Source organism: Bradyrhizobium diversitatis, from assembly GCF_016031635.1.
In the GTDB taxonomy this organism is placed as follows: domain Bacteria; phylum Pseudomonadota; class Alphaproteobacteria; order Rhizobiales; family Xanthobacteraceae; genus Bradyrhizobium; species Bradyrhizobium diversitatis.
In genome coordinates, this window is sequence record NZ_JACEGD010000034.1 from 41,875 (window position 1) to 65,721 (window position 23,847).

Annotated in this window: 18 protein-coding genes, 1 tRNA gene and 1 pseudogene; 6 read left to right on the top strand and 14 right to left on the bottom strand. The window is 64.9% G+C overall.

Annotated features, from left to right (window positions below; genetic code table 11):
• Nucleotides 1-85: 85 nt before the first annotated feature.
• On the top strand, nucleotides 86-1,099 hold the full coding sequence (locus tag H1B27_RS30650; RefSeq protein WP_061882727.1) for a 1-aminocyclopropane-1-carboxylate deaminase: 1,014 nt from the start codon (nucleotides 86-88) through the stop codon (nucleotides 1,097-1,099).
• A 218-nt stretch (nucleotides 1,100-1,317) separates the two neighbouring features.
• Here the strand turns inward: H1B27_RS30650 and recQ are convergent, their stop codons facing one another.
• The 6 genes from recQ to H1B27_RS30680 all read right to left on the bottom strand — a co-directional run bounded on the left by recQ (nucleotide 1,318) and on the right by H1B27_RS30680 (nucleotide 11,123).
• Entirely contained in the window at nucleotides 1,318-3,183 is a 1,866-nt protein-coding gene (recQ, locus tag H1B27_RS30655) for a DNA helicase RecQ (RefSeq protein ID WP_197968601.1), read from the bottom strand.
• A gap of 240 nt (nucleotides 3,184-3,423) precedes the next feature.
• Nucleotides 3,424-4,167 carry a polysaccharide deacetylase family protein gene (locus H1B27_RS30660; protein ID WP_197968602.1) on the bottom strand — a complete coding sequence of 248 codons (744 nt, stop codon included), beginning with the start codon at nucleotides 4,165-4,167 and terminating at the stop codon, nucleotides 3,424-3,426.
• 105 nt (nucleotides 4,168-4,272) lie between these two features.
• On the bottom strand, nucleotides 4,273-5,274 hold the full coding sequence (gene metA / locus H1B27_RS30665) for a homoserine O-succinyltransferase MetA (RefSeq protein WP_197968603.1): 1,002 nt from the start codon (nucleotides 5,272-5,274) through the stop codon (nucleotides 4,273-4,275).
• A gap of 12 nt (nucleotides 5,275-5,286) precedes the next feature.
• Entirely contained in the window at nucleotides 5,287-6,588 is a 1,302-nt protein-coding gene (locus H1B27_RS30670; protein WP_197968604.1) for an O-acetylhomoserine aminocarboxypropyltransferase/cysteine synthase family protein, read from the bottom strand.
• A gap of 321 nt (nucleotides 6,589-6,909) precedes the next feature.
• Nucleotides 6,910-10,020 (bottom strand): efflux RND transporter permease subunit, encoded by a 3,111-nt coding sequence (locus tag H1B27_RS30675; RefSeq protein WP_197968605.1) that lies wholly within the window; start codon nucleotides 10,018-10,020, stop codon nucleotides 6,910-6,912.
• The gene (locus H1B27_RS30680) at nucleotides 10,020-11,123 is read right to left on the bottom strand and encodes an efflux RND transporter periplasmic adaptor subunit (RefSeq protein WP_197968606.1); all 1,104 of its coding nucleotides are present in this window, start codon (nucleotides 11,121-11,123) and stop codon (nucleotides 10,020-10,022) included. Before H1B27_RS30680 ends, H1B27_RS30675 begins: the two co-directional genes overlap by 1 nt.
• Before the next feature lie 215 nt (nucleotides 11,124-11,338).
• Between H1B27_RS30680 and H1B27_RS30685 the strand changes: the two genes are divergently transcribed.
• Together H1B27_RS30685 and H1B27_RS30690 are read left to right on the top strand one after the other, a co-directional pair.
• The gene (locus H1B27_RS30685; RefSeq protein ID WP_197968607.1) at nucleotides 11,339-11,917 is read left to right on the top strand and encodes a TetR/AcrR family transcriptional regulator; all 579 of its coding nucleotides are present in this window, start codon (nucleotides 11,339-11,341) and stop codon (nucleotides 11,915-11,917) included.
• 28 nt (nucleotides 11,918-11,945) lie between these two features.
• Entirely contained in the window at nucleotides 11,946-12,791 is an 846-nt protein-coding gene (locus H1B27_RS30690) for an alpha/beta fold hydrolase (RefSeq protein WP_197968608.1), read from the top strand.
• 145 nt (nucleotides 12,792-12,936) lie between these two features.
• Here H1B27_RS30690 and H1B27_RS30695 read toward each other — a convergent pair whose 3' ends face one another.
• From H1B27_RS30695 to H1B27_RS30705, 3 genes are all read right to left on the bottom strand, one after another.
• Complete coding sequence (locus H1B27_RS30695) at nucleotides 12,937-14,523, bottom strand: amidase family protein (RefSeq protein ID WP_197968609.1); 1,587 nt, start codon at nucleotides 14,521-14,523, stop codon at nucleotides 12,937-12,939.
• A 121-nt stretch (nucleotides 14,524-14,644) separates the two neighbouring features.
• Nucleotides 14,645-15,679: an aldo/keto reductase gene (locus H1B27_RS30700; RefSeq protein ID WP_197968610.1), complete on the bottom strand. Its 1,035-nt coding sequence runs from the start codon at nucleotides 15,677-15,679 to the stop codon at nucleotides 14,645-14,647.
• Nucleotides 15,680-15,694: 15 nt separating this feature from the next.
• A complete protein-coding gene (locus tag H1B27_RS30705) occupies nucleotides 15,695-16,876 on the bottom strand; it encodes an MFS transporter (protein WP_061882686.1) in 1,182 nt (393 codons plus the stop codon).
• A gap of 99 nt (nucleotides 16,877-16,975) precedes the next feature.
• Between H1B27_RS30705 and H1B27_RS30710 the strand changes: the two genes are divergently transcribed.
• A complete protein-coding gene (locus tag H1B27_RS30710; protein ID WP_197968611.1) occupies nucleotides 16,976-17,929 on the top strand; it encodes a LysR family transcriptional regulator in 954 nt (317 codons plus the stop codon).
• Between the two features lie 130 nt (nucleotides 17,930-18,059).
• Here the strand turns inward: H1B27_RS30710 and H1B27_RS30715 are convergent.
• Nucleotides 18,060-18,149, bottom strand: a tRNA-Ser gene (locus H1B27_RS30715).
• Nucleotides 18,150-18,343: 194 nt separating this feature from the next.
• On the opposite strand from H1B27_RS30715, the gene H1B27_RS30720 reads away from it, so the two are divergent.
• A complete protein-coding gene (locus H1B27_RS30720; protein ID WP_197968612.1) occupies nucleotides 18,344-18,685 on the top strand; it encodes a hypothetical protein in 342 nt (113 codons plus the stop codon).
• Between the two features lie 134 nt (nucleotides 18,686-18,819).
• Here the strand turns inward: H1B27_RS30720 and H1B27_RS30725 are convergent, their stop codons facing one another.
• The 3 genes from H1B27_RS30725 to H1B27_RS30735 all read right to left on the bottom strand — a co-directional run bounded on the left by H1B27_RS30725 (nucleotide 18,820) and on the right by H1B27_RS30735 (nucleotide 22,834).
• The gene (locus H1B27_RS30725; protein ID WP_197968613.1) at nucleotides 18,820-20,283 is read right to left on the bottom strand and encodes a trehalose-6-phosphate synthase; all 1,464 of its coding nucleotides are present in this window, start codon (nucleotides 20,281-20,283) and stop codon (nucleotides 18,820-18,822) included.
• A 240-nt stretch (nucleotides 20,284-20,523) separates the two neighbouring features.
• Nucleotides 20,524-21,342: a trehalose-phosphatase gene (otsB, locus tag H1B27_RS30730; protein ID WP_197968614.1), complete on the bottom strand. Its 819-nt coding sequence runs from the start codon at nucleotides 21,340-21,342 to the stop codon at nucleotides 20,524-20,526.
• Between the two features lie 4 nt (nucleotides 21,343-21,346).
• Entirely contained in the window at nucleotides 21,347-22,834 is a 1,488-nt protein-coding gene (locus H1B27_RS30735) for an MFS transporter (protein ID WP_197968616.1), read from the bottom strand.
• Nucleotides 22,835-23,014: 180 nt separating this feature from the next.
• Here H1B27_RS30735 and H1B27_RS30740 point away from each other — a divergent pair, with 180 nt between their 5' ends.
• Nucleotides 23,015-23,389 carry a DUF3175 domain-containing protein gene (locus H1B27_RS30740; RefSeq protein WP_197968615.1) on the top strand — a complete coding sequence of 125 codons (375 nt, stop codon included), beginning with the start codon at nucleotides 23,015-23,017 and terminating at the stop codon, nucleotides 23,387-23,389.
• Nucleotides 23,390-23,600: 211 nt separating this feature from the next.
• On the opposite strand, the pseudogene H1B27_RS30745 reads toward H1B27_RS30740, so the two are convergent.
• Nucleotides 23,601-23,847: pseudogene (locus tag H1B27_RS30745) on the bottom strand (methyl-accepting chemotaxis protein); the annotation flags it as partial.

The window sequence follows — 23,847 nt, forward strand, 5'->3', positions numbered from 1 at the left end:
ATCGAGCCGATATTCGAGAGCACATTTATCCAAGGTAATGCTAGCTCCGTTTCCCAGACGCCACCGCCAATCGGGATGACCAATGATGCTGGAAAAATTCGCGCGCTACCCGCTGACCTTCGGCCCGACGCCGATCGAAAAGCTGGAGCGACTGTCAAAACACCTCGGCGGCAATGTCGAGATCTATGCCAAGCGCGAGGACTGCAATTCCGGCCTCGCCTATGGCGGCAACAAGCTGCGCAAGCTCGAATACATCATCCCCGATGCGATCGCCTCCAACGCCGACACGCTGGTCTCGATCGGCGGCGTGCAGTCCAACCACACCCGCATGATCGCCGCGGTCGCGGCCAAGATCGGCATGAAGTGCCGTCTGGTGCAGGAGGCCTGGGTGCCGCACGAGGATGCGGTCTATGACCGCGTCGGCAACATCATGCTTTCGCGCATCATGGGCGCCGACGTGCGCCTGGTCGACGACGGCTTCGACATCGGCATCCGCAAGAGCTGGGAACAGGCGATCGAGGAGGTGAAGGCGGCGGGCGGCAAGCCCTACGCGATTCCCGCCGGCGCCTCCGTGCACAAGTTTGGCGGCCTCGGCTATGTCGGCTTCGCGGAGGAGGTGCGCAAGCAGGAAGCCGAGCTCGGCTTCAAGTTCGACTACATCATCGTCTGCACCGTCACCGGCTCCACCCATGCCGGCATGCTCGTCGGCTTCGCCGCCGATGGCCGCGCCCGCAAGGTGATCGGCATCGACGCCTCGTTCACGCCGGCCCAGACCAAGGCGCAGGTGCTCGAGATCGCGCAGAACACCGCTAAGCTCGTCGAGCTCGGCAAGGATCTCGTGGATGACGACGTCGTCCTGATCGAGGACTACGCCTATCCCGCCTATGGCGTGCCGTCGGAAGAAACCAAGGAGGCGATCCGCCTCACCGCGCGGCTCGAAGGCATGATCACCGACCCCGTCTACGAGGGCAAGTCGATGCAGGGCCTGATCGACCTCGCGAAGAAAGGCTATTTTGAGAAGGGTGCGAAGATCCTCTACGCCCATCTCGGTGGCGCCCCCGCGCTGAACGGATACGCGTATGCGTTCAGGAATGGGTGAGTGAGGGCATAGCCCTCGCCTTGTACACAGCTGTCGTCCCGGACAAGCGCAGCGAAGCGAAGCGCTGATCCGGGACCCATACGCCGCAGCGATGGTTTTACGATGAATTGTGGTTGCCAGCGTGACGCAGCGACCTCGTCCTGTGGCTATGGATCCCGGATCTGCGCGCGCTTTGGGCGCGCTTGTCCGGGATGACGGCGGAGTTTTTGGCTCGCGCCCTACCGCGTCCTGATGATCTGCAGCAGCTCGTCGCCGTAGTGCTCGAGCTTCTTGTCGCCAATCCCCGGCACGTTGCGGAGTTCGTCCAGCGTCGTCGGCCAGGCCCGGACGATGCCGTCGATCGTTGCGTCGTGCAGCACCACGTAGGCCGGCACTCCACGTTCGCGCGCCACGTCGGAACGCCATGAGCGCAGGCGCGCGCGCAGTTCGGGATCGACATCGCCCTGCGGCGCGCTGGCCGTGGGCGCGAGGTCGCCGCGACGGGATTTGGCGCGGCTCGAACGCAGCCGGATGCCCGGCGCCTCCTCGCGGAGCCAGACCTCGGTCTCGCCGCGCAGCACCCCGCGCGAAGACTCCGTCAGCTTGAGCGCGCTGTAGGCTTCGCTGTCACTTCGCAAATGGCCCATCGCCACCAATTGCCGGAGCACGGTGCGCCATTGCTTCTCGTTGAGCTCGCGGCCAATGCCGAACACTGACAGCTTGTCGTGACCGAACTGCGTGACCTTCTCGGTCAGGCGCCCGACCAGCACGTCGATCAGGTGCATCGCGCCGAAGCGTTGCCCGGTACGGTAGACGCAGGAGAGCAGCTTCTGCGCCAGCACCTTGCCGTCGCGCATCTTGGGCGGGGTCAGGCAATTGTCGCAATTGCCGCAGCTCTCGCCCATCACGATCTCGCCGAAATAAGCGAGCAACCGGTGGCGCCGGCAATGCGGCGTCTCGGCAAGGCCGACCAGTGCATCGAGCTTGCCGATCGAGACCCGCTTGAATTCGTCGGAGGCGTTGGACTCGTCGATCATGCGGCGCTGCTGCACGATGTCCGAGAGGCCATAGGCCATCCAGGCCGTCGACGGCTTGCCGTCGCGGCCGGCGCGCCCCGTCTCCTGATAATAAGCCTCGATGCTCTTGGGCAGATCGAGATGGGCGACGAAGCGCACATCGGGCTTGTCGATGCCCATGCCGAACGCCACGGTCGCGACGATGACGATGCCGTCCTCGTTGAGGAAGCGGTCCTGGTTGCGCGAGCGCAACGCCCCGTCGAGCCCGGCGTGGTAGGGCAGCGCCGCAATGCCGGCGTCTTGAAGCGCGGCGGCGACCTCCTCGACCCGGTTGCGCGACAGGCAATAGACCACGCCGGCGTCGCCCATGTGGCGCTCGCGGATCAATTCCTTCAGTTGCGACACCGCGTTGCGCTTGTCGACGATCTCGTAGCGGATGTTGGGCCGGTCGAAGCTCGAGACGAATTGCGGCGCACCCGTCAGTTGAAGCCGCTCGACGATCTCCTTGCGCGTCAGCTCGTCGGCCGTCGCGGTCAGGGCGATGCGCGGCACGTCGGGAAACCGCTCGGCGATGATGGAGAGGCCGACATATTCGGGTCGGAAGTCATGCCCCCATTGCGAGACGCAATGCGCCTCGTCGATCGCAAACAGCGCCACCTTCGCCTGCGCCAGCAGCGACAGGCAGCGCGGCGTGACCAGCCGTTCCGGCGCGACATAGAGCAGGTCGAGATCGCCCGCGAGAAGGCGTCGCTCGATGTCGGACGCCTCCTGCTGCGTCAGCGACGAGTTCAGCGCGGCGGCATTGACTCCGGCCTCGATCAGCCCGGCAACCTGGTCGCGCATCAGCGCGATCAACGGCGACACCACGATGCCGCAGCCTTCGCGCAGCAAGGACGGAAGCTGATAGCACAGCGACTTGCCACCGCCGGTCGGCATCAGCACGAGGCAATTGCCGCCCTCGGTAACATGCCGGATGATCTCGCCCTGCGCTCCGCGAAAACCCGGCAGGCCGAACACCGAATGCAGCACCGACAGCGCGTCGCGGCCGTTGGCCGGCGCAGAGAGCGGAGCGGTGGAGGGAGCGGACATGGGCGGAACAGATCAGGCCGTGAGATTCATCACAACGCCAGTCGCATGCCGGCGTGGGCGTGGCAAGACTGTTTGGGGGCGAGACACGCAGCTTCCTCTCCCTCTCCCCGTTCTTACGGGGAGAGGGTTCGGGTGAGGGGCATTTCTCCGCAGATGAGATGCATGTGAGACCTGTACCCCCTCACCCGGATCGCAAGGGCGATCCGACCTCTCCCCGCGAGCAGGGAGAGGTGAACAGGCCTACGCCCCGATTCGCCGCAGTGCCTCTGCGACCGTCACGATCGGCATGTTGCGCTTCCCAGCGGCCTCCAGCGCATGACGCATCAGATGCGGCGTACAGCCATAAGGACTTGGCGCATCGGCGACGTCGTGGCCGTAGAAGATCAGCCAGCCGCCGCTAGCGACCGCCTCGTCAAAATAGCGATCGACGCCTGCCTGATCGATCTCGCAATCCACAAGCGGCGAGGCGCGCAGGAACTGGAGATCGATGACGTCGCTGTTGACACCGGGAAGAATGCCGCGCGCGGAACGGAAGGCTTTCGCGAGTTGCGGCTTGCGCCAGACCGAGGCGAGCCCATAGGGGTAGGCGAAGTTCTCCAGCGTGATCGAGGAATCGATGCCGCGGAAATGACTGCGGTTCCGCTCGATCTCGCGTGCCATCGCGGCCTCATCGAGAGTGGCCGAACTCCGGTGCGAGAAGGTGTGGCAGGCGATCTCGTGACCGGTCCGATGAAGCCGCACGATCGCATCGTTCGACAGACCGTGCCAATGGTCCGACGGCTGATCGATCAAGCTGCCGGCGAGATAGAATGTCCCCCGGCCGCCATGCTGCTCCAGAAGCTCGGCGCCCTCGCCTGCGGCGCTATCGGGGGCATCGTCGAAGGTGAAGCTCACCATCGGCGCATGCGCAGGCAATCGGTGCGGCGCGGCATGGAAATGCCGGGCCAGACGATTGTTCACGCGTCCCTGGAGTGCCGACCACACGCTGCGCTTCCCGTGATTCCCTATTCCTCTACTGAAACATTCGTGCGCAGGTTGAGGCAAGCCTAACGCCTGGGTAATCCTAACGTGAGACCAAGACCGCTTCGGCTAGCGCGCTGCTACTGACGCGTCGGCGTCCGCGCCGAGATAGCGCAACCAGTTTCGGAACAGCATTGCTGCCGCGTTGCCGGCGCCGATATCGGCGCGCAAGTTCAGCCCAGGCAGCTCGTTGGCGAGTGCCGGATGGCGCTGATGCGCCGCCTTCTTCTCGAAGCGAGCCAGCTTCTCTTCGGTCGCTGCGTCAAAATAGCTCACCGGCAGGCGCGGGTAGGTCTCGCGCTCCCGCGCGAGATAGCGGCCAATGTCGCGCAGATATTCGCGCTGGAGCGACAGCGCGTCATATTCCGGGTGGCCCTGGAAGAACACGAAGCGGCTGGCATATTGGCGGACGAAGACGTCGACGCCGGCTTGGGGCGAGCGTGTCAGCACCTGATAGCCGGCCTGCACGAGGTCGCTCTCGGCGATCTCGTTCAGGCGTGAATGCGAGACCTTGAGCGGCGCAGGCGCAGCACGGGTCAACCCATCGCGCGTCACGACGTCGCAATCGAAAATGCCGTGACATTTGGCCGGCAGCCGCCGCCGTTCAATGCCGTCGAGGTGCAGCACTGCGGCATGCGCGGCAAGGCACGACCAGATCGTCGAGCGCGTGTTGGTCTTGGCCCAGTCGATGAGGTTCGTGAGGTCCTGCCAGTATGGCTCCTGGTCGAGCTCGGGCGCGATCGGCTCTGCGCCGGTCACGATCAGTCCGTCGAACTTGCCGCGCTCGAGATCGGAAAGGTCGGAATACTCGCTCTCGACATGCCACTTCGCTTCCGGCGACCGCTTCACGCTGGGAAGCGAGAAACAGTGGAAGCGGATGCGGTGCGGGCCCGCGGCGGCCTGGAGCAGCTTCATGAATTGCCGTTCGGTCGCCTTCAGCGCCGGATCCGGCATGTTGTTGATCAGCCCGATCGTGAGGTCGGCGCCGGCATGATCGCGCACGAGATCGCCCTCGCCCGGCACCAGGGCCGGGCTCGATACGACTTGATCCCTGTCGATCAGGATCGTCATGGGCGACGCCGCCTACTCCGCGGCCTCGAGCCGCGCCGACGGGCAGGCTTTTTCCAGCGCCTGGTCGATATCCTCGATGATATCAGACACATGCTCGATGCCGATCGACAAGCGGATGGTCTCCGGCAGCACGCCGGCAACGCGCTGCTGCTCCGCCGACATCTGCCGATGGGTGGTCGAGGCCGGATGGCAGGCCAGTGACTTGGCGTCGCCGATATTGACGAGCCGCGTGATCAGCTTCAGCGCGTCATAAAACGTCTTGCCGGCCTCCATGCCGCCCTTGATACCGAAGGTGAACAGCGAGGAGGCGTTGCCGTTCAGGTACTTCTGCACCAGCGGGTAATAGGGGCTGTCCGGAAAACCGGTGTAATTGACCCAGGCGACGCGCGGATCGCCGCGGAGGAATTCGGCGACCTTGCGCGCATTCTCGACATGGCGCTCCATGCGCAGCGCGACGGTCTCGATGCCCTGGAGCAGCAGGAAGGCGTTGAACGGCGACAGCACCGAGCCCATGGTGCGCTGATAAACGCTGCGCGCGCGCTCGATAAAGGCGGTACGGCCGAAGCGCTCGGCATAGACGAGGCCGTGATAGGAGGCATCCGGCTTGTTGTAGGCCGGGAAGCGCTCGGCGTATTTGGCCCAGGGAAAGTTGCCAGAATCGACGATGGCGCCGCCGAGCGTGGTGCCGTGACCGCCCAGGAACTTGGTGAGCGAATGCACCGCGATGTCCGCGCCGTAGTCGAACGGCTTGAGCAGGATCGGGGTTGCGACAGTGTTGTCGACGATCAGCGGCACGCCATGCGCATGCGCGATCTTCGCCAGCGCCTCGATGTCGCAGACGTTGCCGGCGGGGTTGCCGATGGTCTCGGCAAAGACGGCCCGGGTGTTCTCGTCGATCAGCTTCTCGATCGCCTCAGGCCTGTCGCTCTCGGCGAAGCGGCCGGTGATGCCTTGGCGCGGCAGGATGTGGGAGAGCAGCGTGTGCGTGGTGCCGTAAAGCTGCGGCACGGAAACGATGTTGCCGCCGTGATCGGCCACGTTGACGAAGGCGAAATGCAGCGCGGCCTGCCCGGTCGCGACCGCAAGCGCGCCGACGCCGCCTTCAAGTTGGGCGATACGCTTCTCCAGCACCGCACTGGTCGGATTGGCGATGCGGCTGTAGCGAAAACCTTCGGTCTCGAGATTGAACAGGGCGGCGCCGTGATCGGCGCTGTCGAATGCGTAGGCCGCGGTCTGGTAGATCGGCACGGCCACCGCATGCGTCGTGGCCTCGGGCTCGTAACCGGCGTGAATAGCGATCGTCTCGTTGCGCATCGTACCACCTCCGCGTGGAGCGGGCCGCACTTATTGGCCTAGAATGAGGCATGTGCGTTGTCCGCCGTCCTCGTGTTAGAGGCGGGTGGTAAAGCGGACAATAATTCGCCTAGAGATCGAGGAAGTAACCCTAACCGCCGTTGGCAAATTGGCTAAAGTTCGAGTTAAATTGGATTAATCAATTAGCGGCGGCGATGTCGGCTACCGACGCCCTGTGGTGATCCCCAGCGAAAGCGTACTTCCGCCACTTCCCGGATGTGGGCGCGGGCCTTGTCCTTTTCCCGTTCGGACCGGACGATCCTCCATGGGATCAACGGAGCCTTACTCGGCAGCCAATGCCGCTTGCAATTCCGGCTTTTCGCGTGAAGCCTCATGCATATCATCTGCGGTCGGCTTGATCCGGAACCACGCTGCATAGAGCGCTGGGAGGAACAGCAGGATCAGCACCGTTCCGACCGCGGTGCCGCCGATCAACGTGTAGGCCATCGATCCCCAAAAGACGGAGTGCGTGAGCGGGATGAAGGCAAGCACCGCAGCAAGCGCCGTGAGGATCACGGGCCTGGTGCGTTGGACTGTGGCTTCGATGACAGCGTGATAGTCGTCAAGTCCGGCGGCGAGGTTCTCCTTGATCTGTTCGGTCAGAATCAGAGTGTTGCGCATTAGAATGCCCGCCAGTCCGATCAGGCCCAGGATCGCGTTGAACCCGAACGGCTGGTTGAAGAGGAGCAGTGCCGGCACGACGCCGACGAGGCCGAGCGGTCCGGTTAGCACGACCATCGCCATCGTCGAGAAGGACCGCACCTGTAGCATGACGACGATCAGCATCGCGGCAATCATGGCGGGGAAGATCGTCGCCAGCGCGTCGTTGGCCTTGGTAGCTTCCTCGATCGATCCGCCGAGCTCGATACGATAGCCGGCCGGAAGGGAGGCGATCAGCGGCTGCAGGGCCGTCTTGATCTCCTTGGAGACCTCCGGAGGTTGGGTCGCCTCATTGATATCAGAGCGAATGGTGACGACCGGCGTGCGATCGCGGCGCTTCATGATCGGCTCTTCGAGTCGGATTTCTGAATGACCGACCTGGTCGAGCGGAATCGAGCGGCCGTCCCTGCTCATCAATGAGAAATCCGCCAGACGCGATGGATCCAGCCGCTCGCCGCCGGCGCTGCGCGCCACGATGGGGACATTGCGGATGTCCTCGCGAACCTGGGTCACGGCAATGCCAGTGAGCAGGAATTGGAGCTGGCGGCCCACCTCGGCCGGCGAAAGGCCGATCAGGTTCAGCCGATCCTGATCTGGGATGAAGCGGAGCACTGGCGTGCGATCGCCCCAATCCCGATTTGCCTGCCGCGCGTCATGAACGCCACGCATGACTTCGAGAGCCTTCTGAGAGATGGCATACAATTGAGCGGGATCCGGCCCCATGATCCGGAACTCCACCGGGAAGGGCGTATAAGGTCCGAACACGAGTTGGGTGACGCGCACATTGGCCTCGGGTGCCAGGCCCTGTGACACGGTCTGCCGGAGCCGGTGCTTCAAAGCCTCCCGCGCCTCTGCGTCAGGCGTCAGGACGACGATCTTTGCGAAGGCCGGATCGGGCAGCTCCGGCGCCATCGCGAAGAAGAAGCGCGGCGCACCCTGACCGACATAGCTGGTAATGATTTTGGCCTCGGGTTGATCGTGCAGCCAACCCTCGAGCTTCTCGACGGTGGCCGTGGTCGTCTCGATGCTGGTGCCTTCCGGCAGACGGACCTCCACCAGCACTTCCGGGCGGTCGGACGTCGGGAAGAACTGCTGCTTGACTCCGCCCATGCCGACGACGGAAAGCGCGAAGGCGACGGCGACGATGCTGGAGGTCAGGAACTTGTGGCGCACGGCGAGGGTGATGAGGCTACGCAGGCGCTGATAGTTGGGCGTGCCGTAAATCGCGTGGTGACCGCCTTCGACCGGCTTGATCGCGGGCAGCATCTTGACGCCAAGATAGGGCGTGAAGATCACCGCGACGATCCAGGAGACGATGAGGGCGAAGCCCACGACCCAGAAGATGTTGCCGGCATATTCGCCGGCGGTCGAGCGGGCGAAGCCCACCGGCAGGAAGCCTGCGATCGTCACGAGCGTTCCGGACAGCATCGGCGCCGCGGTGTGGCTCCACGCGTAAGCTGCCGCGCTGATGCGGTCCATACCCTCTTCCATCTTCACCACCATCACCTCGATGGCGATGATGGCGTCGTCGACGAGGAGACCGAGCGCCAGGATCAAAGCACCGAGCGTGATGCGGTCGAAGAACCGGCCGGTCTCCAGCATGATCAGGAACACGACGGCGAGCGTCAAAGGCACGGCAGCCGCCACGACGATGCCGACGCGCCAGCCGAGGCTGAGAAGGCTCACCAGCAGCACCACGCCGAGCGCCATCGCGAACTTCATCATGAATTCGTCGACCGCCGAGGTGATGTTGACGGCCTGGTCGCTGACCTTGGCCAGGCTCATTCCGAGCGGCAGCGTCCCAGCGATCGCTGCGGACCTCTCCTCCAGCGCCTTGCCGAGCGCCAGACCATTCCAGCCCTCCTGCATCACCGCTGCGAGCATGATGGTGGGCTCGCCCTGGTGCCTGATGATGTAGGTGGGTGGATCCTCGTAGCCGCGGCGGACCTCGGCAATGTCGGACAGCTTCAGCGTCCGCCCGGCAGCGACGATCGGCGTGTCGGCGATCGCCTCGACGCTGTCATAGGCGCCGTCGACCCGGATGAAGACCTGCGGTCCCTTGGTGTCGATCGAGCCTGCCGGCGTGACGGTATTCTGCCGCTGCAAGGCGGCAACGATATCCGTTGCCGATACGCCGAGCGTTGCCAGCTTGGCATAGGAAAATTCGACGAAGATCTGTTCGGGACGCTCACCGAGGATGTTGATCTTCTTGACGCCGGGCACGTGCAGGAGGTCCTGACGGATGGTCTCGGCTTGCCTTGCGAGTTCGCGCATCGGCATGCCCTTGGCCTTGAGCGCATAAAGCGCGAAGCTCACGTCTGAATATTCGTCGTTGACGAAGGGGCCGAGCACGCCAGAGGGCAGCTTGCGCGCTTCGTCTCCGAGCTTCTTGCGGGCCTGATAGAACTCCTCCTGCACGCTCGACGGCGGCGTGCTGTCCTTCAGCGTCACGGTCATGTAGGCATAACCGGGCCGCGTCGTCGTCTCCACCCGGTCGTACCAGGTCAGCTCCTGAAGCCGCTTCTCCAGCGGTTCGGCGACCTGGTCCTGCATCTCGCGCGCGGTCGCGCCCGGCCAAACCGTCGTCACCGTCAGGGTCTTGATGGTGAAGGACGGATCCTCGGCCCGCCCAAGCATGAAGAAGGCGTAGGCGCCCGCAGCTGCCAGCAGGAGGATGAAGAACAGGGTGACGGCCCGTTCGCGAACGGCGAGGGCGGAGAGGTTGAAGCTCATCAGTTACTCCTGGTTTCCGACGCGGTCCTGACGCGAGCGCCCTCGTGCAGAAGATGAGCGCCCAGGGAGACAATCTGGTCACCGGACTTCGATCCGGAGATAACAGCCGTTTCGCTGGTCACGCGCAGAAGCTTGACGGGCTGCAAGCGCACGGTTGAGTTCGCGCTGTCGAAGACCCAAACGCCGGTCGTTCTGCCGTCATCGAGCACGGCTCCCAGCGGCACCTGGACTTCCGGCCGATGATCCTGGCTTGCAAGCCGAATGGTGACCGTCGCGCCAAGCGGCGCCGCCGCGGCGTCACCATCGAGCACGTATCGGGCCTCATAGGTGCGGGTCTGGGGATCGGCGGAATCCGACAACTGGCGCAGATGCGCGGTAAAGCGGCGCCCATCGCTCCCATACAGGCTCGCCTCGGCGAGCGATCCGATCGCCGGCCGGGTCGTTTCGGGAAGCGCCACCACAGCTTCGCGAGGACCGGACTGGGCCAGCCGAACCACCGCCTGGCCGGCGGCGACGACTTGGCCGGGCTCACCAAGCGTTTGGGTGACCGTTCCGTCAGCGTCCGCCACCAGCACGGAATAGGTCGCCTGGTTCTCGGCGACTCCTGCTTCGGCTTCGGCTGCCGCGAGCTGCGCCTTGGCGGTGTCCGATGCGGCCTTCGCCTGCTCGTAGCGTTGCTTTGACGTCCATCCGTCGTTCACCAGATTGGCGTAGCGCCGCTCGTCGGCGTCGGTCTGAACGACAACCGCACGCGCAGCGGCGACGGCGTTGCGCTTCGCTGTGACCGCCAGGCGCAGGTCGGTTTCGTCGATCCGCATCAGCGGCTGGCCGGATTTGACCTGCTCACCGACATTCACGAGTCGTTCGACGATCTTCCCGGCAACGCGGAAACCGAGATTGCTTTCCACGCGGGCGCCGACGGTCCCCGTGAAACCACGTTCAGATCCGCTGACGCGAGTGGGCGTCACCAGGCGGACCATAGGGGGCTCTTGCCTGGGGTCGATGACCGCAGAGGCTTCATGGGCGGGAATCGCAAGAGCAACGAAGGTCGCCACCCCCGCCGGGATCAAAATACCGGCGAGCACCGCAACACCCCTTTTCATGACCGTCTCCTTTTGAAATTTAGATTTCAAGCGACCTCTATATGGAATTTAGATTTCGTTCGCAATCTAAATTCTGAGATGATCACGGGAGCGTGATCCCCAGAGCACGGGTTCTCGTCGCGCTGCGCTCAAAATCTAGCTGCGCGGATTTATAGATTGCGATTGAACTCTATATTGACTATAGAGGTTGGACGAAATCCAAATGGAGATCCGCGATGCGAGTGAGTCGCACCCAGGCGGCCGAGAACCGCCAAACCGTGATCAATGTGGCCAGTCGCCTCTTCAGGGAGCGCGGCTTTGATGGCATCGGCCTCAAAGATCTGATGAAGGGGGCCGGGCTAACCCAAGGCGCCTTCTACAAGCAGTTCGCATCAAAAGAGGATCTGGCGGTGGAGGCGTCCAGGCGCGCATTGGAAAGCGCATCCGGCCGATGGTCAGACGCGGCCGCGACCCATCCCGACGATCCACTCGGCGCAGTGATTGGGTTCTACCTCAGTGGAGACCATCGCGGAGAGAAGATGGACGGCTGCCCGATCGTGGCGCTTGGCTCGGATGCCGCTCGACAGGGCCCTGAGGTGAAGGCGGAATTCGAAGCAGGAATCAAAGCGCATCTCGACGTGCTCGACCGCTTTCTCGCCGGAACTCGCGACGAGGCCTCCCGCAGCAAGGCCATGGCCATTCTCGCGACGATGGTCGGCGCGGTGACGCTATCGCGCGTGGTCAATGACCCTGAGCTGGCTCAGGCCATTCTGGATGCAGCGGCCGAACAGGTTCGCGCTGCCGCAGCCGCTTGAACGCCCCCCGAAGCACGGAGACAGTCCAATGCTCAGCATCGCCGAAGCCAAACCCAGTTTGTTGGAGATATCGGACAAGTTAAGCGTACGTTTTCAAGAGACTGGCAGCGGGCCTCCGCTGCTCCTCTTGCATACGATCCGGACCCAGCTGGAATACTTTCGTGCTCTTGCGCCCATCCTCGCGAGATCACACACAGTGTACGCCATTGACCTTCCCGGTCACGGACACTCGGCAATCGACCCAAGCGCAAGCTTCGATGAACCCTACTTCAGACGGGGCGTGATACGCTTCATCGAAGAGCTAGACCTCTCGGACGTGACGCTCGTTGGTGAATCGATCGGCGGAACACTGGCCCTTACAGTTGCAGCGTCGCTTCCGCAGCGGGTGAAGCGGGTCGTTGCGATCAATCCCTACGACTACGACACCCGTTACGGCGACGGCATTCGGCGCGGCAACTGGTTCGCGAATTTCATCATCGGAAGCCTGCAGATCCCGGTGCTCGGCGCCATCAATGCTTGGCTCGAAAACAAGCTCGTCCTCGGCAAGATCATGGGCGGCGGATATCACGACCCGCGCAAACTGCCGGCCGATCTGCTCGCCGAATTCGGTGAAGTCGCCCGCCGCCCCGGATACAAGCGAGCGGCGCGGAAGGTGCTGGCTGGTTGGCGCTCCTGGAGCAAGGCACGCGACTACTATCAGCAGATCTCGGCGCCCGCGACGCTCGTCTATGGCGACAGCGACTGGTCTCGGCACGATGAGCGCGAACGCACAAGGTCGCTGATTCCCGCTTCGCGGATGGTGACGCTCAAGAAGACAGGCCACTTCTCGGCTGTCGAAAACCCGTCGGAACTGGCTCGCGTGATCTTGGGATAGAATACCCGTCCATCAGCGGTGAACGCCGTTAATCCGACATAAGCGACTGTCTCGATCTGGCTCTTCAGCGCCGCAGAGCTCCGGCTGCCGAGACGCTGTCCGCGAGCCCCCTCTTCCGCAAGGGGATAGGGATAAGGCTATCGCCCTAACCCATCCTCTCCCAGAGCTGGCGCGTCAGCACGCCGGCACGCTTCTCGATCGCGGCGGCGGCATTGAGTGCGAGGTCCTCGCGGTAACGGCCGGCGATGAGCTGCACGCCGATCGGCTTGCCGTCATGCAGCGCCACCGGCACCACCGCGCCGGGCAGACCCAGCACGTTGATGGCGGAGATGAAGCGGATCTCGCCCCAGAAGATCTCGCGCACGCGCTCGGCGCTGACGGTGTCGTCGCGCGGGCCCGGCGTCGGCTTCACCGTGGTCGGCGCCAGCACAACCGGATACTCCTCGAAGAACAATTGCCAGGCGCGGATGTGGCTGCTGCGTGCTGCAGTCGCCTGCATCCAGGCCTTGAGATCGAGCACGTTGGCCTTGGCCTTCATGCCGCCCCAGGCCTTGTGGAAATCCTCCGACGTGACCTTCAGCATGCCGGCCTCCTGCATCACCACGGTCTCGTTGGTGATGATGTCGCACCAGGTCTGCCAGACACCGTTGATGTCGGGCACCTCGACCTCGCTGACGCGATAGCCGGATCGCTCGAGATGGTCGGCGGCCTGGCGAAGCGCTGCGGCGACGGAGGGATCGACGTCCATGTCCTCGGGGATCTTCGCCAGCGCGACCTTGATCGGCCCCTTCGGCTTGGGTCCGATCAGCGGTGCCGGCACCCACCAGGGGTCGCGCGGATCGCGCTGGCTCATCGCCTCCAGCGCGAGGCGGACGTCGGCGACGTGGCGGGCGAGCGGACCCTGCGCCGACATCAGATGCGCCAGCATCGGCCGCTCCGCCGTTGCGCTTCCGTTGAAGGCGGGGATGCGGCCCTGCGTCGGCTTGATGGTGGCGACGCCGTTGCAATGCGCCGGCCAGCGCAGCGAACCGCCGATGTCGTTGCCATGGGCGATGGTGCCGATGCCTGCCGCGACCGCCGAACCCGCACCGCCCGAGGAGCCGCCACAGGTGATATCGGGATCCCAGGGGTTCAGCGTCAGCCCGTGCAGGGGATTGTCGGTGAAGCCGCGGAAGGAGAATTCCGGAGTGTTGGTGAGACCAAGAACGATGGCGCCGGCCTTCCTGAGGTTGCGGACAACAGGCGCATCCGATGGCGCGATGAGATCCTTGTTGGCGGGAACGCCGTTGAAGTTGGGCCGGCCTTCATAGTCGACATTCTCCTTGATGGTGATGGGCACACCGTGCAGGAGGCCGAGCTCACCGCCCTTGGCGCGCTGCTTGTCGGCGGCGTGCGCGGCTGCGAGCGCTTCTTCCGAGAGATCCACGACAACGGCATTGAGCCCCGGATTGACGGTGCGCATCCGCTCGAGATGCGTTTCCACGACCTCGACCGCGGAGATTGCGCCGGAGCGGATCGCGGCCGCGGTATCGACCGCGGACCATTGCCAGGCCGGTCCCCTGGGCCGGCGCGCGGTGGCTGATTTGCGCGCGGCGACCTTCTTGGCGGGCTTGATCGTTTTCGCAGCGACGCCCTTTCGGGCTGAGGTCTTCTTGCTCGATGCCTTCTTGCTCGTCTTCGTTGCCGCTTTCCTGGAAGTACTTTTCTTCTTGGTTGCCGTTTTCTTCGCCACGTCGCATCTCCTGAAACTGTGCGGCGGAGGTTACGGACGAGGATGAGGCGTGTACAGCCGCGTTTCTGCATGGCGCATTGCGACGGTACACCGATGCGACGAATTGCCTGCGTCCCCTGGCCTAAACAGCCGGCGGATTCAGCCGGGCAAAACCCTGCTGGATGCGATAGGGATAGTAGGGATAGGGCGGCATCACCGCGCTGGCCTCGTCGAGACGCTTGACCTGATCCGCGCTCAGCGACCAGCCTACTGCACCGAGATTGTCGCGCAGCTGCGCTTCGTCGCGAGCGCCGATGATGACGGAGGCGATCGTGGGGCGGCTCAGCAGCCAGGCGATCGCGACCTGCGGCACGGTGCGGCCGGTCTCCATCGCGATCGCGTCCAGCACGTCGACGACGGCGTAGAGCGTCTCCTCGCGCACCGGCGGACCGAACTGTGCGGTCGCGTGCAGGCGGCTGTTCGGCGGCAGCGACTGGCCGCGCCGGATCTTTCCGGTAAGGCGGCCCCAGCCGAGCGGACTCCAGACCAGCGCGCCCACCCCCTGGTCGCGCGCGAGCGGCATCAGCTCCCACTCGTAGTCGCGGCCGAGCAGCGAGTAGTAGACCTGATGCGCGACATAGCGCGGCCAGCCATGCCGGTCCGCAATGGCGAGCGACTTCATCAGCTGCCAGCCGGCGAAATTGGAGACGCCGACATAGCGCAGCTTGCCCGCGCGCACGAGCATGTCGAGCGTCGACAGCACCTCCTCGATCGGGGTGAAGGCGTCGAAAGCGTGGAGCTGGAGCAGGTCGATGTGGTCCGTGCCAAGCCGGCGCAGCGCCGCGTCGACCGAGGTCAGGAGCCGCTGCCGCGACGAGCCTGCATCGTGCGGCCCCTCGCCCGTCGGCAGGCTCATCTTGGTGGAGATCAGCACCTTGTCACGCCGGCCCCTGATCGCAGCGCCGAGGATCTCCTCGGACGCGCCGTTCGAATAGACGTCGGCGCTGTCGAACAGGTTGACGCCGGCATCGAGGCAGATGTCGATCAGCCTGCGCGCCTCGTCCGCATCGCTACGGCCCCAGGCCGAGAACAGGGGGCCCTGCCCGCCGAACGTGCCGGTCCCGAAGCTAAGGAAGGGGACCCTGAGTCCGGAGGCACCGAGATTGCGGTATTCCATGACGGGTTTCCTCCGCTATTCCGCCGGACACGCCGCGGCGGCGACCGACGCGCGATCGAGCCGAAGGCTCCACAGCGCCAGCGCGAGGCCGATCGCTGTGATGCCGGCCGCGACCAGCGGCAGCGCGGGAAGCCCGAATCCGCGATCGATAGTGACGCCGCCGGCCCAGGCGCCGAGCGCGTTGCCGAGATTGAACGCGGCGATGTTGAGGCTGGAGGCGAGCGTGCGGCCGCTGGGACCGGCTGCCTCCAATACGCGAAGCTGGAGCGGGGCGACGGTTGCGAAGGCGGCGATGCCGAGCAGCAGGATCAGCGCGATGGAGAGGATCTTGATCGATAGCACGGCTGCCAGCCCAAGCAGCACGATCGCAAGCGCGGCAAGCGTGCCGGTCAGGGCCCGTGCCAGGCCGCGGTCCGCAAGCTTGCCGCCGGCGACGTTGCCGATCGCGAGCCCGACGCCGAATACCAGCAGGATCGGCGAGACGGCGGCCTCCGAGAAACCGGTGAAACGCGTCAGGATCGGCTGGATATAGGTGAAGACGACGAACAGGCCGGCGAAGCCGAACACGGTCATGGCGAGGCCGAGCAGCACCTGCGGACGGCCGAGCACGGCCACTTCTTCGGTAAGCGAGATCGGCTTGTCGCCATTGCCGACATGGCCAGGCACGAGCGCGGCGACCACTGCGAACGCGATCACGCCGATGACCGTCACGGCCCAGAACGCGGCGCGCCAGCCGAGCATCAGGCCGAACCACGCGCCGAAGGGCACGCCCAGGAGCGTGGCGACCGTCAGGCCGATGAACATGGTGGCGATCGCGGAGGCACGCTTGTCCTCGGCGACGAGGCTGGTGGCCACGACCGAGCCGACACCGAAGAACGTGCCGTGGGCGAGCGAGGTCAGCACGCGCGCAGCCATCAGCAGTTCGTAATTCGGGGCCAGCGCGCAAGCCGCATTGCCCAGCGTGAAGATCGCCATCAGCGCGAGCAGCACTGTTTTCCGTGGCATCCGCCGTGTCGCCAGCGTCAGCACCGGCGCGCCGACGAACACACCGAGCGCATAGCCCGATATCAGCAGGCCGGCGACCGGCACGGAAACATGCATGTCGGCGGCGACCTGGAGCAAGAGGCCCATGATGATGAATTCGGTGGTGCCGATGCCGAAGGCACCGGCGGTGAGCGCGAGGACGGCGGGAGGCATGCGTGGCTCCGATGGATGAGACGAAGCCCCGCAGATAGCGGCATGGCCGCAAAACCATTAGACTGTCGGCAATCCAATCATTTGTGACGTGAATTCAACATGGCCCGTTTCGACACCAACCGCTCCGCCGAGATGGAGGTTTTCGTTCGCGTCGTCGATCTCGGCGGCTTCACCCAGGCCGCGCGAAAGCTGCGCCTGACGCCGTCGGGCGTCAGCAAACTGATGTCGCGGCTGGAGGCGCGGCTCGGCGCGCGACTCGTCAACCGCACCACGCGCAAGCTGACGCTGACCGAGGAGGGCCGGGCCTTCTACCAGCGCTCGTTGCGCATCCTCGCCGAAATGGAGGAGGCCGAGCGCGAGGCCGCCTCGGGCGCGGCGCCGCGCGGCCGCCTCACGGTCAACTGCAACATTCCCTTCGGCATGCTGCATGTGGTGCCGTTGGTCCCGCGCTTCCTGGAACGGCATCCCGACGTCACGCTCGATCTCGTGCTCACCGACACGCTGATTGACCTGATGCAGGAGCGCGCCGACGTCGCCATCCGCGTCGGCCCGCTGCGGGCCTCGCGTCTCGTCGCGCGAAAGCTCGGCAGCAGCCGCATGGTCGTGGTCGGCGCGCCGGCCTACCTCGCCCGTTGCGGCACGCCGAAAACGCCGGCGGACCTTGCCGATCACCGCGGCATCGGCTGGACTTTTCCGCGCAGCATCCGCGGTTGGCCGTTCAGGCGCGGGGATCACACCGAGGAGGCCGTGCCCACGCCGGTCGCGCGCGCCAGCGACGGCGAAGCCGCCCGCCGCCTTGCGCTGGGCGGCGTCGGGCTTGCCCGACTCGCCCTCTTCCACATCGGCCCCGACATCGAGGTCGGCCGTCTCGTCCCGGTGCTGCAAGGCTACAATCCCGGTGACCGCGAAGACATCCACGCCGTCTATGTCGGCCACACCGCACCGCTGCCAGCGCGCGTGCGCGCGTTCATCGATTTTCTCGCCGAGCACGTGCGGGTGGGCGATCCGGCGTTGAAACGGGCGAGTGACGGAAGGTGGAGATTGGTGGCGTGAGGTGGCGGCGGAGAGCGCAGGAGAAGTTTGATTCCGGCCGGCTTGCCGAGCCGAAGCAAACGGCAACGACTCCGCCTTCGCCCTGCGGGCTTCGGCGCGCCAGCCTTGCGCAAACTTCGTTTGCGAAGGCTGGCGGAGAGAGTGGGATTCGAACCCACGGTACGGTTTCCCGCACACACGCTTTCCAAGCGTGCGCCTTAAGCCACTCGGCCATCTCTCCGGAGCGCCCTCTCTTGAAGGGGCGCCAACGATTTTGCAAGGGATCGCGGGGATATCCGGCGATTTTTCCGCAACTCATTGTATTTACGAGACAATATCTAACGCCAGACGTGCCTTGACCCGCCTGTTGGCTGAACCGCAGGCGGGTTTGGCGCGACGATTCACGGTAAGCCGCCAAACACGACCGGGGACGCCATGACCATTTGCAAGACCATCGCCGCCCTTGGGCTGATTTCGGCCATCGGCTCCGCCCTCGCCGTGACCGCCGCCGCGCAGGTCTGCACCCGGCAAGGCGTCGACGTCAGCTGTGACGACGGCCGGCGCGGGGTGCTTTCGGGCGATGCCATCCTCTGGCCGGACGGAACGCGCTCGAGCTCGACGCCGCATCAGAGCGTGATCATCGGCAACAGGAGCTCGGTCCATGTCGGGCCGGGCGTATTCGTCGGCCAGGGCAAGGGCGTGGTGCCGTTGGACGATCCCAACGCGCCGAACAAGCGGCAATGCGCGATTCTGGAGGGCGTGTCGTATTGTTATTGAGGGTTCGCGCCATTCGCCTGATACCGTCATGCCCGAGGCTCGTCCCGGACATCCACGGTCTCGGATCCGCGTGGCAAGACACGATGGCCGGGACATGGCCGGCCATCACGGCGTGGACAGAGCCTGCGAAGATCTTAAATCAACCGCACGCCTGATATCGCCGACTTCAGCCAGCGCAGTGCCTGCGGCGGCTGGGCTGCGAGCGGCGCGACCGCCACCTTCTCCGTCCGGCACTTCTCGAGCTCAGCGACGAAATCGGCGGACCATTGCTGGATGGTGTGGCCGCGCAGCTTCTTCATCATTGCGTCCCAGCGCATCTTGCGCTCGGTGAGCGGCATGGAGGCCGCGACCGCGATCGCACGCGCCATACCGTCGATGTCGTGCGGATTGACCAGCAGTGCGGTGTCCAGCTCGTTGGCGGCGCCCGCGAATTTCGACAGCACCAGCACGCCGGGATCGGCCGGGTTTTGCGCGGCGACGTATTCCTTGGCGACGAGGTTCATGCCGTCGTGCAGCGGCGTCACCACGCCGATCTGCGCCGTGCGGTAGAGGCCCGCGAGCACGGCCTGGCTGAAGCCCTTGTTCAGATAGCGGATCGGCGTCCAGTCGACCTCGCCATGACGGCCGTTGACGTCGGTCACGAGGCGCGCGACGTCGTTCTGGAGAGTGCCATAAGCCTCGATGCCGCCGCGCGAGGGGTTCGCGATCTGGAGCAGCGAGATGCTGCGCGCAAACTGCGGCTGCTCGGTCCAGAGCCGGTCGAACGCGCTGATGCGGTTGACGAGCCCCTTCGAATAGTCGAGCCGGTCGACGCCGATCGCCAGACGCTCGCCGTTGAGGCTGCGCCGCAACCGCGACACATCGGGGTGCGAGGCCGATTTCGCAGCGTACTGCGCAAACTTCTCCGCATCGATTCCGATCGGAAAGACTTCACAACGCGTACGCCCATGTTGCGAGATCGCAACGCCGCCTTCGATGGCGAGGCCGAGCTCACCGCCGACATAACCGAGAAAGTTCTGGCGATCCTCCTCGGTCTGGAAGCCGAGCAGATCGTAGGCCAGCATCGCCGTGATCAGCTCGCGATGGTTGGGCACGCCTTGCACCACCGCGGCGACGGGCCACGGCGTATGCAGGAAGAAGCCGATGGGATCATCGACGCCGAGGTCGCGCAGCTCGGCGCCGAGCGCGAGGAAATGATAGTCCTGCACCCAGAACGCGGTCTCGGCTTTTCTGAAGCGCAGCAGCGCGCGCGCCATGAAGGCGTTGACCTCGCGATAGCTGACATAATCCTCTCGCGAGACGCGGATCAGATCGCTGCGCGAATGCAGCGCCGGCCACAGTGCAGAATTGGCAAAGCCTTCGTAGTAGCCGCCATAATGGGCCGCCGGCAGGTCCAGCGTCGCAATCGCGCCCGTCCCAAGCGCCTCGATCTCGGCGAAGGGTTCCTTCTGATGGCCATCACGCACACGGCCGGAGGAACCGACCCAGATCGCACCGGAATGTTCCACCACGGGAAGCAGTGCCGCCGCAAGGCCGCCCGTCATGGGCTCATTGGGTTTGCCGCGCGCGACGCGATTTGAAACGACAACTAAGTTCACAGGTCGTCCCCTCCTGTTCATTCCACCCCGTTTAACTGCCGTTCATCAATATGGTTCCTGATCATCGTTTCAACCAATTGAAACCAAAATCAGGCGCGCGCGTTGGAACTGGTTTCGCTTGCGGAACCCTGGGATTTCGCCGCAAAGACGGCTTTCCGGTCGTGTTGCGCAGCATGTAACGCGGCGCGCAGCGGCACTGCACTCAGCGCTTTGTGTCTGCGCGGTGGCGCTGCCTTCGTTTCACCTCGGATCGAGCAGGCGCGCAAGGAACGCGCGCACGTCGGCCGGCGCATCGAAATGGCCATTCACGCCCATGGCGCGGCGGCCGACGGAGAAGGCGAGCCCGTCCATGTCTGGCATGATCGCGAATACCGTCTCGTCGGTGACGTCATCTCCGATGAACAACGGGCGCCGTCCCCTGAACGGCTCGTGCTTCATCAATTCGCGCACGCCGCTCGCCTTGGTGAAGCCGGAATGCTTGATCTCGCAGACGAACTTTCCGGGCAGCACCTCAATCGGTGCATTGGGCAGGTCGGCGCGGATCAACGAGACGGATTCGTAGATCGCCTTCTCCGCATGCGGCGCCAGGCGGTAATGCAGCGCGAGCGAGTAGCCCTTGTCCTCGAGTAGTATGCCGGGGCTGAGCTTGGCGATGGCCGCCAGGCGCCGCTTCAGCTCCTTGTCAAGCGGCGGCGCATGCACAGCATCCGCTTCGTTGTCCACCGACAGCCGCATCTCCGCACCGTGGCCGGCAACGGCGCGGAATACGTCCGGCGCGAAGATCAGGTCGATGTCGTTGAGCGACCGGCCGCTGACCAGCGCCAGCGCCCCGGACGTGCGCTCGGTCAGCCGGCCCAACGTTTCCGACAGGCCCGGCGGCACCCACACCTCGCGCGGTGTCGGCATCAGGTCGAGCAATGTGCCGTCGATGTCGAGCAGGATCGCGATCTCATCGAGATGCGGCACAAGCGCATGCGGCACCGGCACCGCTTCGGGCGCATCGTCATCCAGCATGGTGCGGTTCTGGTCCAACGCAATCTCCGCAAGTTCAGATTTCATCAGTCTACTCCATAAATGCGAGCGGCCGCGCGATTTGTTCGAGCGATTTGCGCTCCGCGGAGACGGCGTAGCGCCACGCCACGATCGCAGCCGCGATCATCAGGACTGCCCCCAGCAAATAGCCGGCGAACACGCTGTTGCGTGATCCCGTGTCGATCAGCGCGCCGAACAGCGCCGGCCCGATCACGCCGCCGATGCCGGTACCGACGGCGTAGAACACCGCGATCGCCAGCGCGCGAACCTCCAACGGAAACGTCTCGCTGACGGTAAGATAGGCCGCGCTCGCAGCGGGCGAGGCAAAGAAGAAGATCACCATCCAGGCCACGGTCTGCCCTTGCGCGCTCAGCACGCCGATCGAGAACAGATAGCCCGATAGCGCCAGCAGCACGCCCGATGCGCCGTAGGTGAACATGATCATGGTGCGGCGGCCGAGCGTATCGAACAGACGGCCGAGCAGCAGGGGCCCGAGGAAATTGCCGGCCGCGAACGGCAGCAGGTACCAGCCGACGTGATCGGCACTGATGCCATAGAAATCGGTCAGCACCAGCGCGAAGGTGAAGAAGATGGCGTTGTAGAAGAACGCCTGCGCGCTCATCAGCACGAGGCCGACCACCGCGCGCTGGCGATAGGCAGAGAACAACGTATGCACGACCTCGCTGATCGGCGTGTGATCGCGCATCCTCAGGCGTATCTTCGTGAAGCGCCCGTCCGTCAGGTCCTGATCATGCCCGATCACCGAGCGCTCGATCCCGTCGACGATGGCATGGGCCTCGTCGGGACGGCCATGGATCATCAGCCAGCGCGGACTTTCCGGGATCCACATTCGCATCAACAGCACGACGAGGCCGAGGATCGCGCCTATGAGAAAGGCCAGGCGCCAGCCGAGCTCGGGATCGATCACGGCAGGATCGAGCAGCACGATGGCCGCCACCGCACCCATCGCGGCGCCGATCCAGAAACTGCCGTTGATGACGAGATCGGTCCAGCCGCGATAGCGCGCCGGCACCAATTCCTGGATGGTCGAATTGATCGCGGTATACTCGCCGCCGATGCCGGCGCCCGTGAGGAAACGAAACAGCGCGTAGCTCGCGACATCCCACGACAGAGCGGTCGCGGCCGTTGCCGAGAGATAGAGCGCAAGCGTGATGAAGAACAGCTTCTTGCGGCCGATGCGGTCGGTGAGCCAGCCGAAGCCGAGCGCGCCGAGCACGGCGCCCGCCAGATAGGCGGAGTTGGCGATGCCGAGATCGAGATTGGAGAACTGCAGCGAGGGACTCTGCTTCAGCGCCCCCGAGAGCGCACCGGCCAGGGTCACCTCGAGCCCGTCGAGAATCCAGGTGATGCCCAGCGCGAGCACGACGCGGGTGTGGAAGCCGCTCCACGGCAGCGCGTCCAGCCGCGAGGGAATGCTGGTCTCGACGATACGGTCCGTCGCGGTCGCCGCCGGGACTACGGGTGCATAGTTCAGCGCTGGGCTTTGCTGCAATTCCATCGGGTTGTTGCGTCTGATCAATGGAAAGGACCCCTCTCACGTGATGTGGACGGGTCGATCCGATCATCGGGGTGCGGCAATTCGCCTGCCACCTGCGACAACGCCTGCGGCGAGGCCAGGTTCCCATGGGAACGCCCGTTGGCACCGCTCGTTTCCAATGGAGCCGCAAGGAGTTGACGCATGGCTCACGTCAGAAAGACGACACATTCAAGGAAGACAGGCGCGCGCAACACCGCGCGTCGCAAGGCGAGCACGACGCGCAAGAGGTCAAATCGCCGTGCAGCACCGAAGCGCTGGTCGCAACGGGTGACGCAGGAGAGCGACGCGCTCGATCTCAAGCGCGGAGTGTTCAAGCTTAAGGATCCCCGGAAGATCGCAGCCTCCCTGAAGCGCTCGGCGGAGCACAGCTCACGTCGCAAGACCGGCGCCTATCGCTCGGCGCTGTCGATGCTGACCTTCTACATCAACCGCGCCGGCAGGACGCTGCCGAAGACGCAGCGCACGCGACTGGAGCGCGCGAAGGTGGAGCTGAAGCGAGCCTTCGGGAAAGAGTGAGACTCGCGCTCTTCTTAACTCCGCCGTCGTCCCGGACAAGCGCGCCTCGCGCCGATCCGGGATCCATAGCCACAGGATTGGGTTTGGCGAAGACTCGGAGTTGCCAGCTTGCGCCCCCACTGCTCCCTGGGGGTATGGGTCCCGGATCGGCGCGCGCCTGGGGGCGCGCTTGTCCGGGACGACGGCGGAGGGCGGTGCGACAGCAGCGCACCTACGCTGCGCGGATATTCCCCATGAAGCGGTCGAGCTCGGCGCGCAGACGGGTGCTCTCGCTCGACAGGGTCTTGGCCGAATTCAGCACCTCTTCCGAGGCCGAGCCGGTCTCGGCGGCGCCGCGGTTGACCTCGCCGATGTCGGTGGCGGCCGTCTGCGTGCCCTGTGCGACCGTCTGGACGCTGCGGGCGATCTCCTGGGTGGCGGCGCCCTGCTGCTCGACCGCGCTCGCGATCGACGTCGAG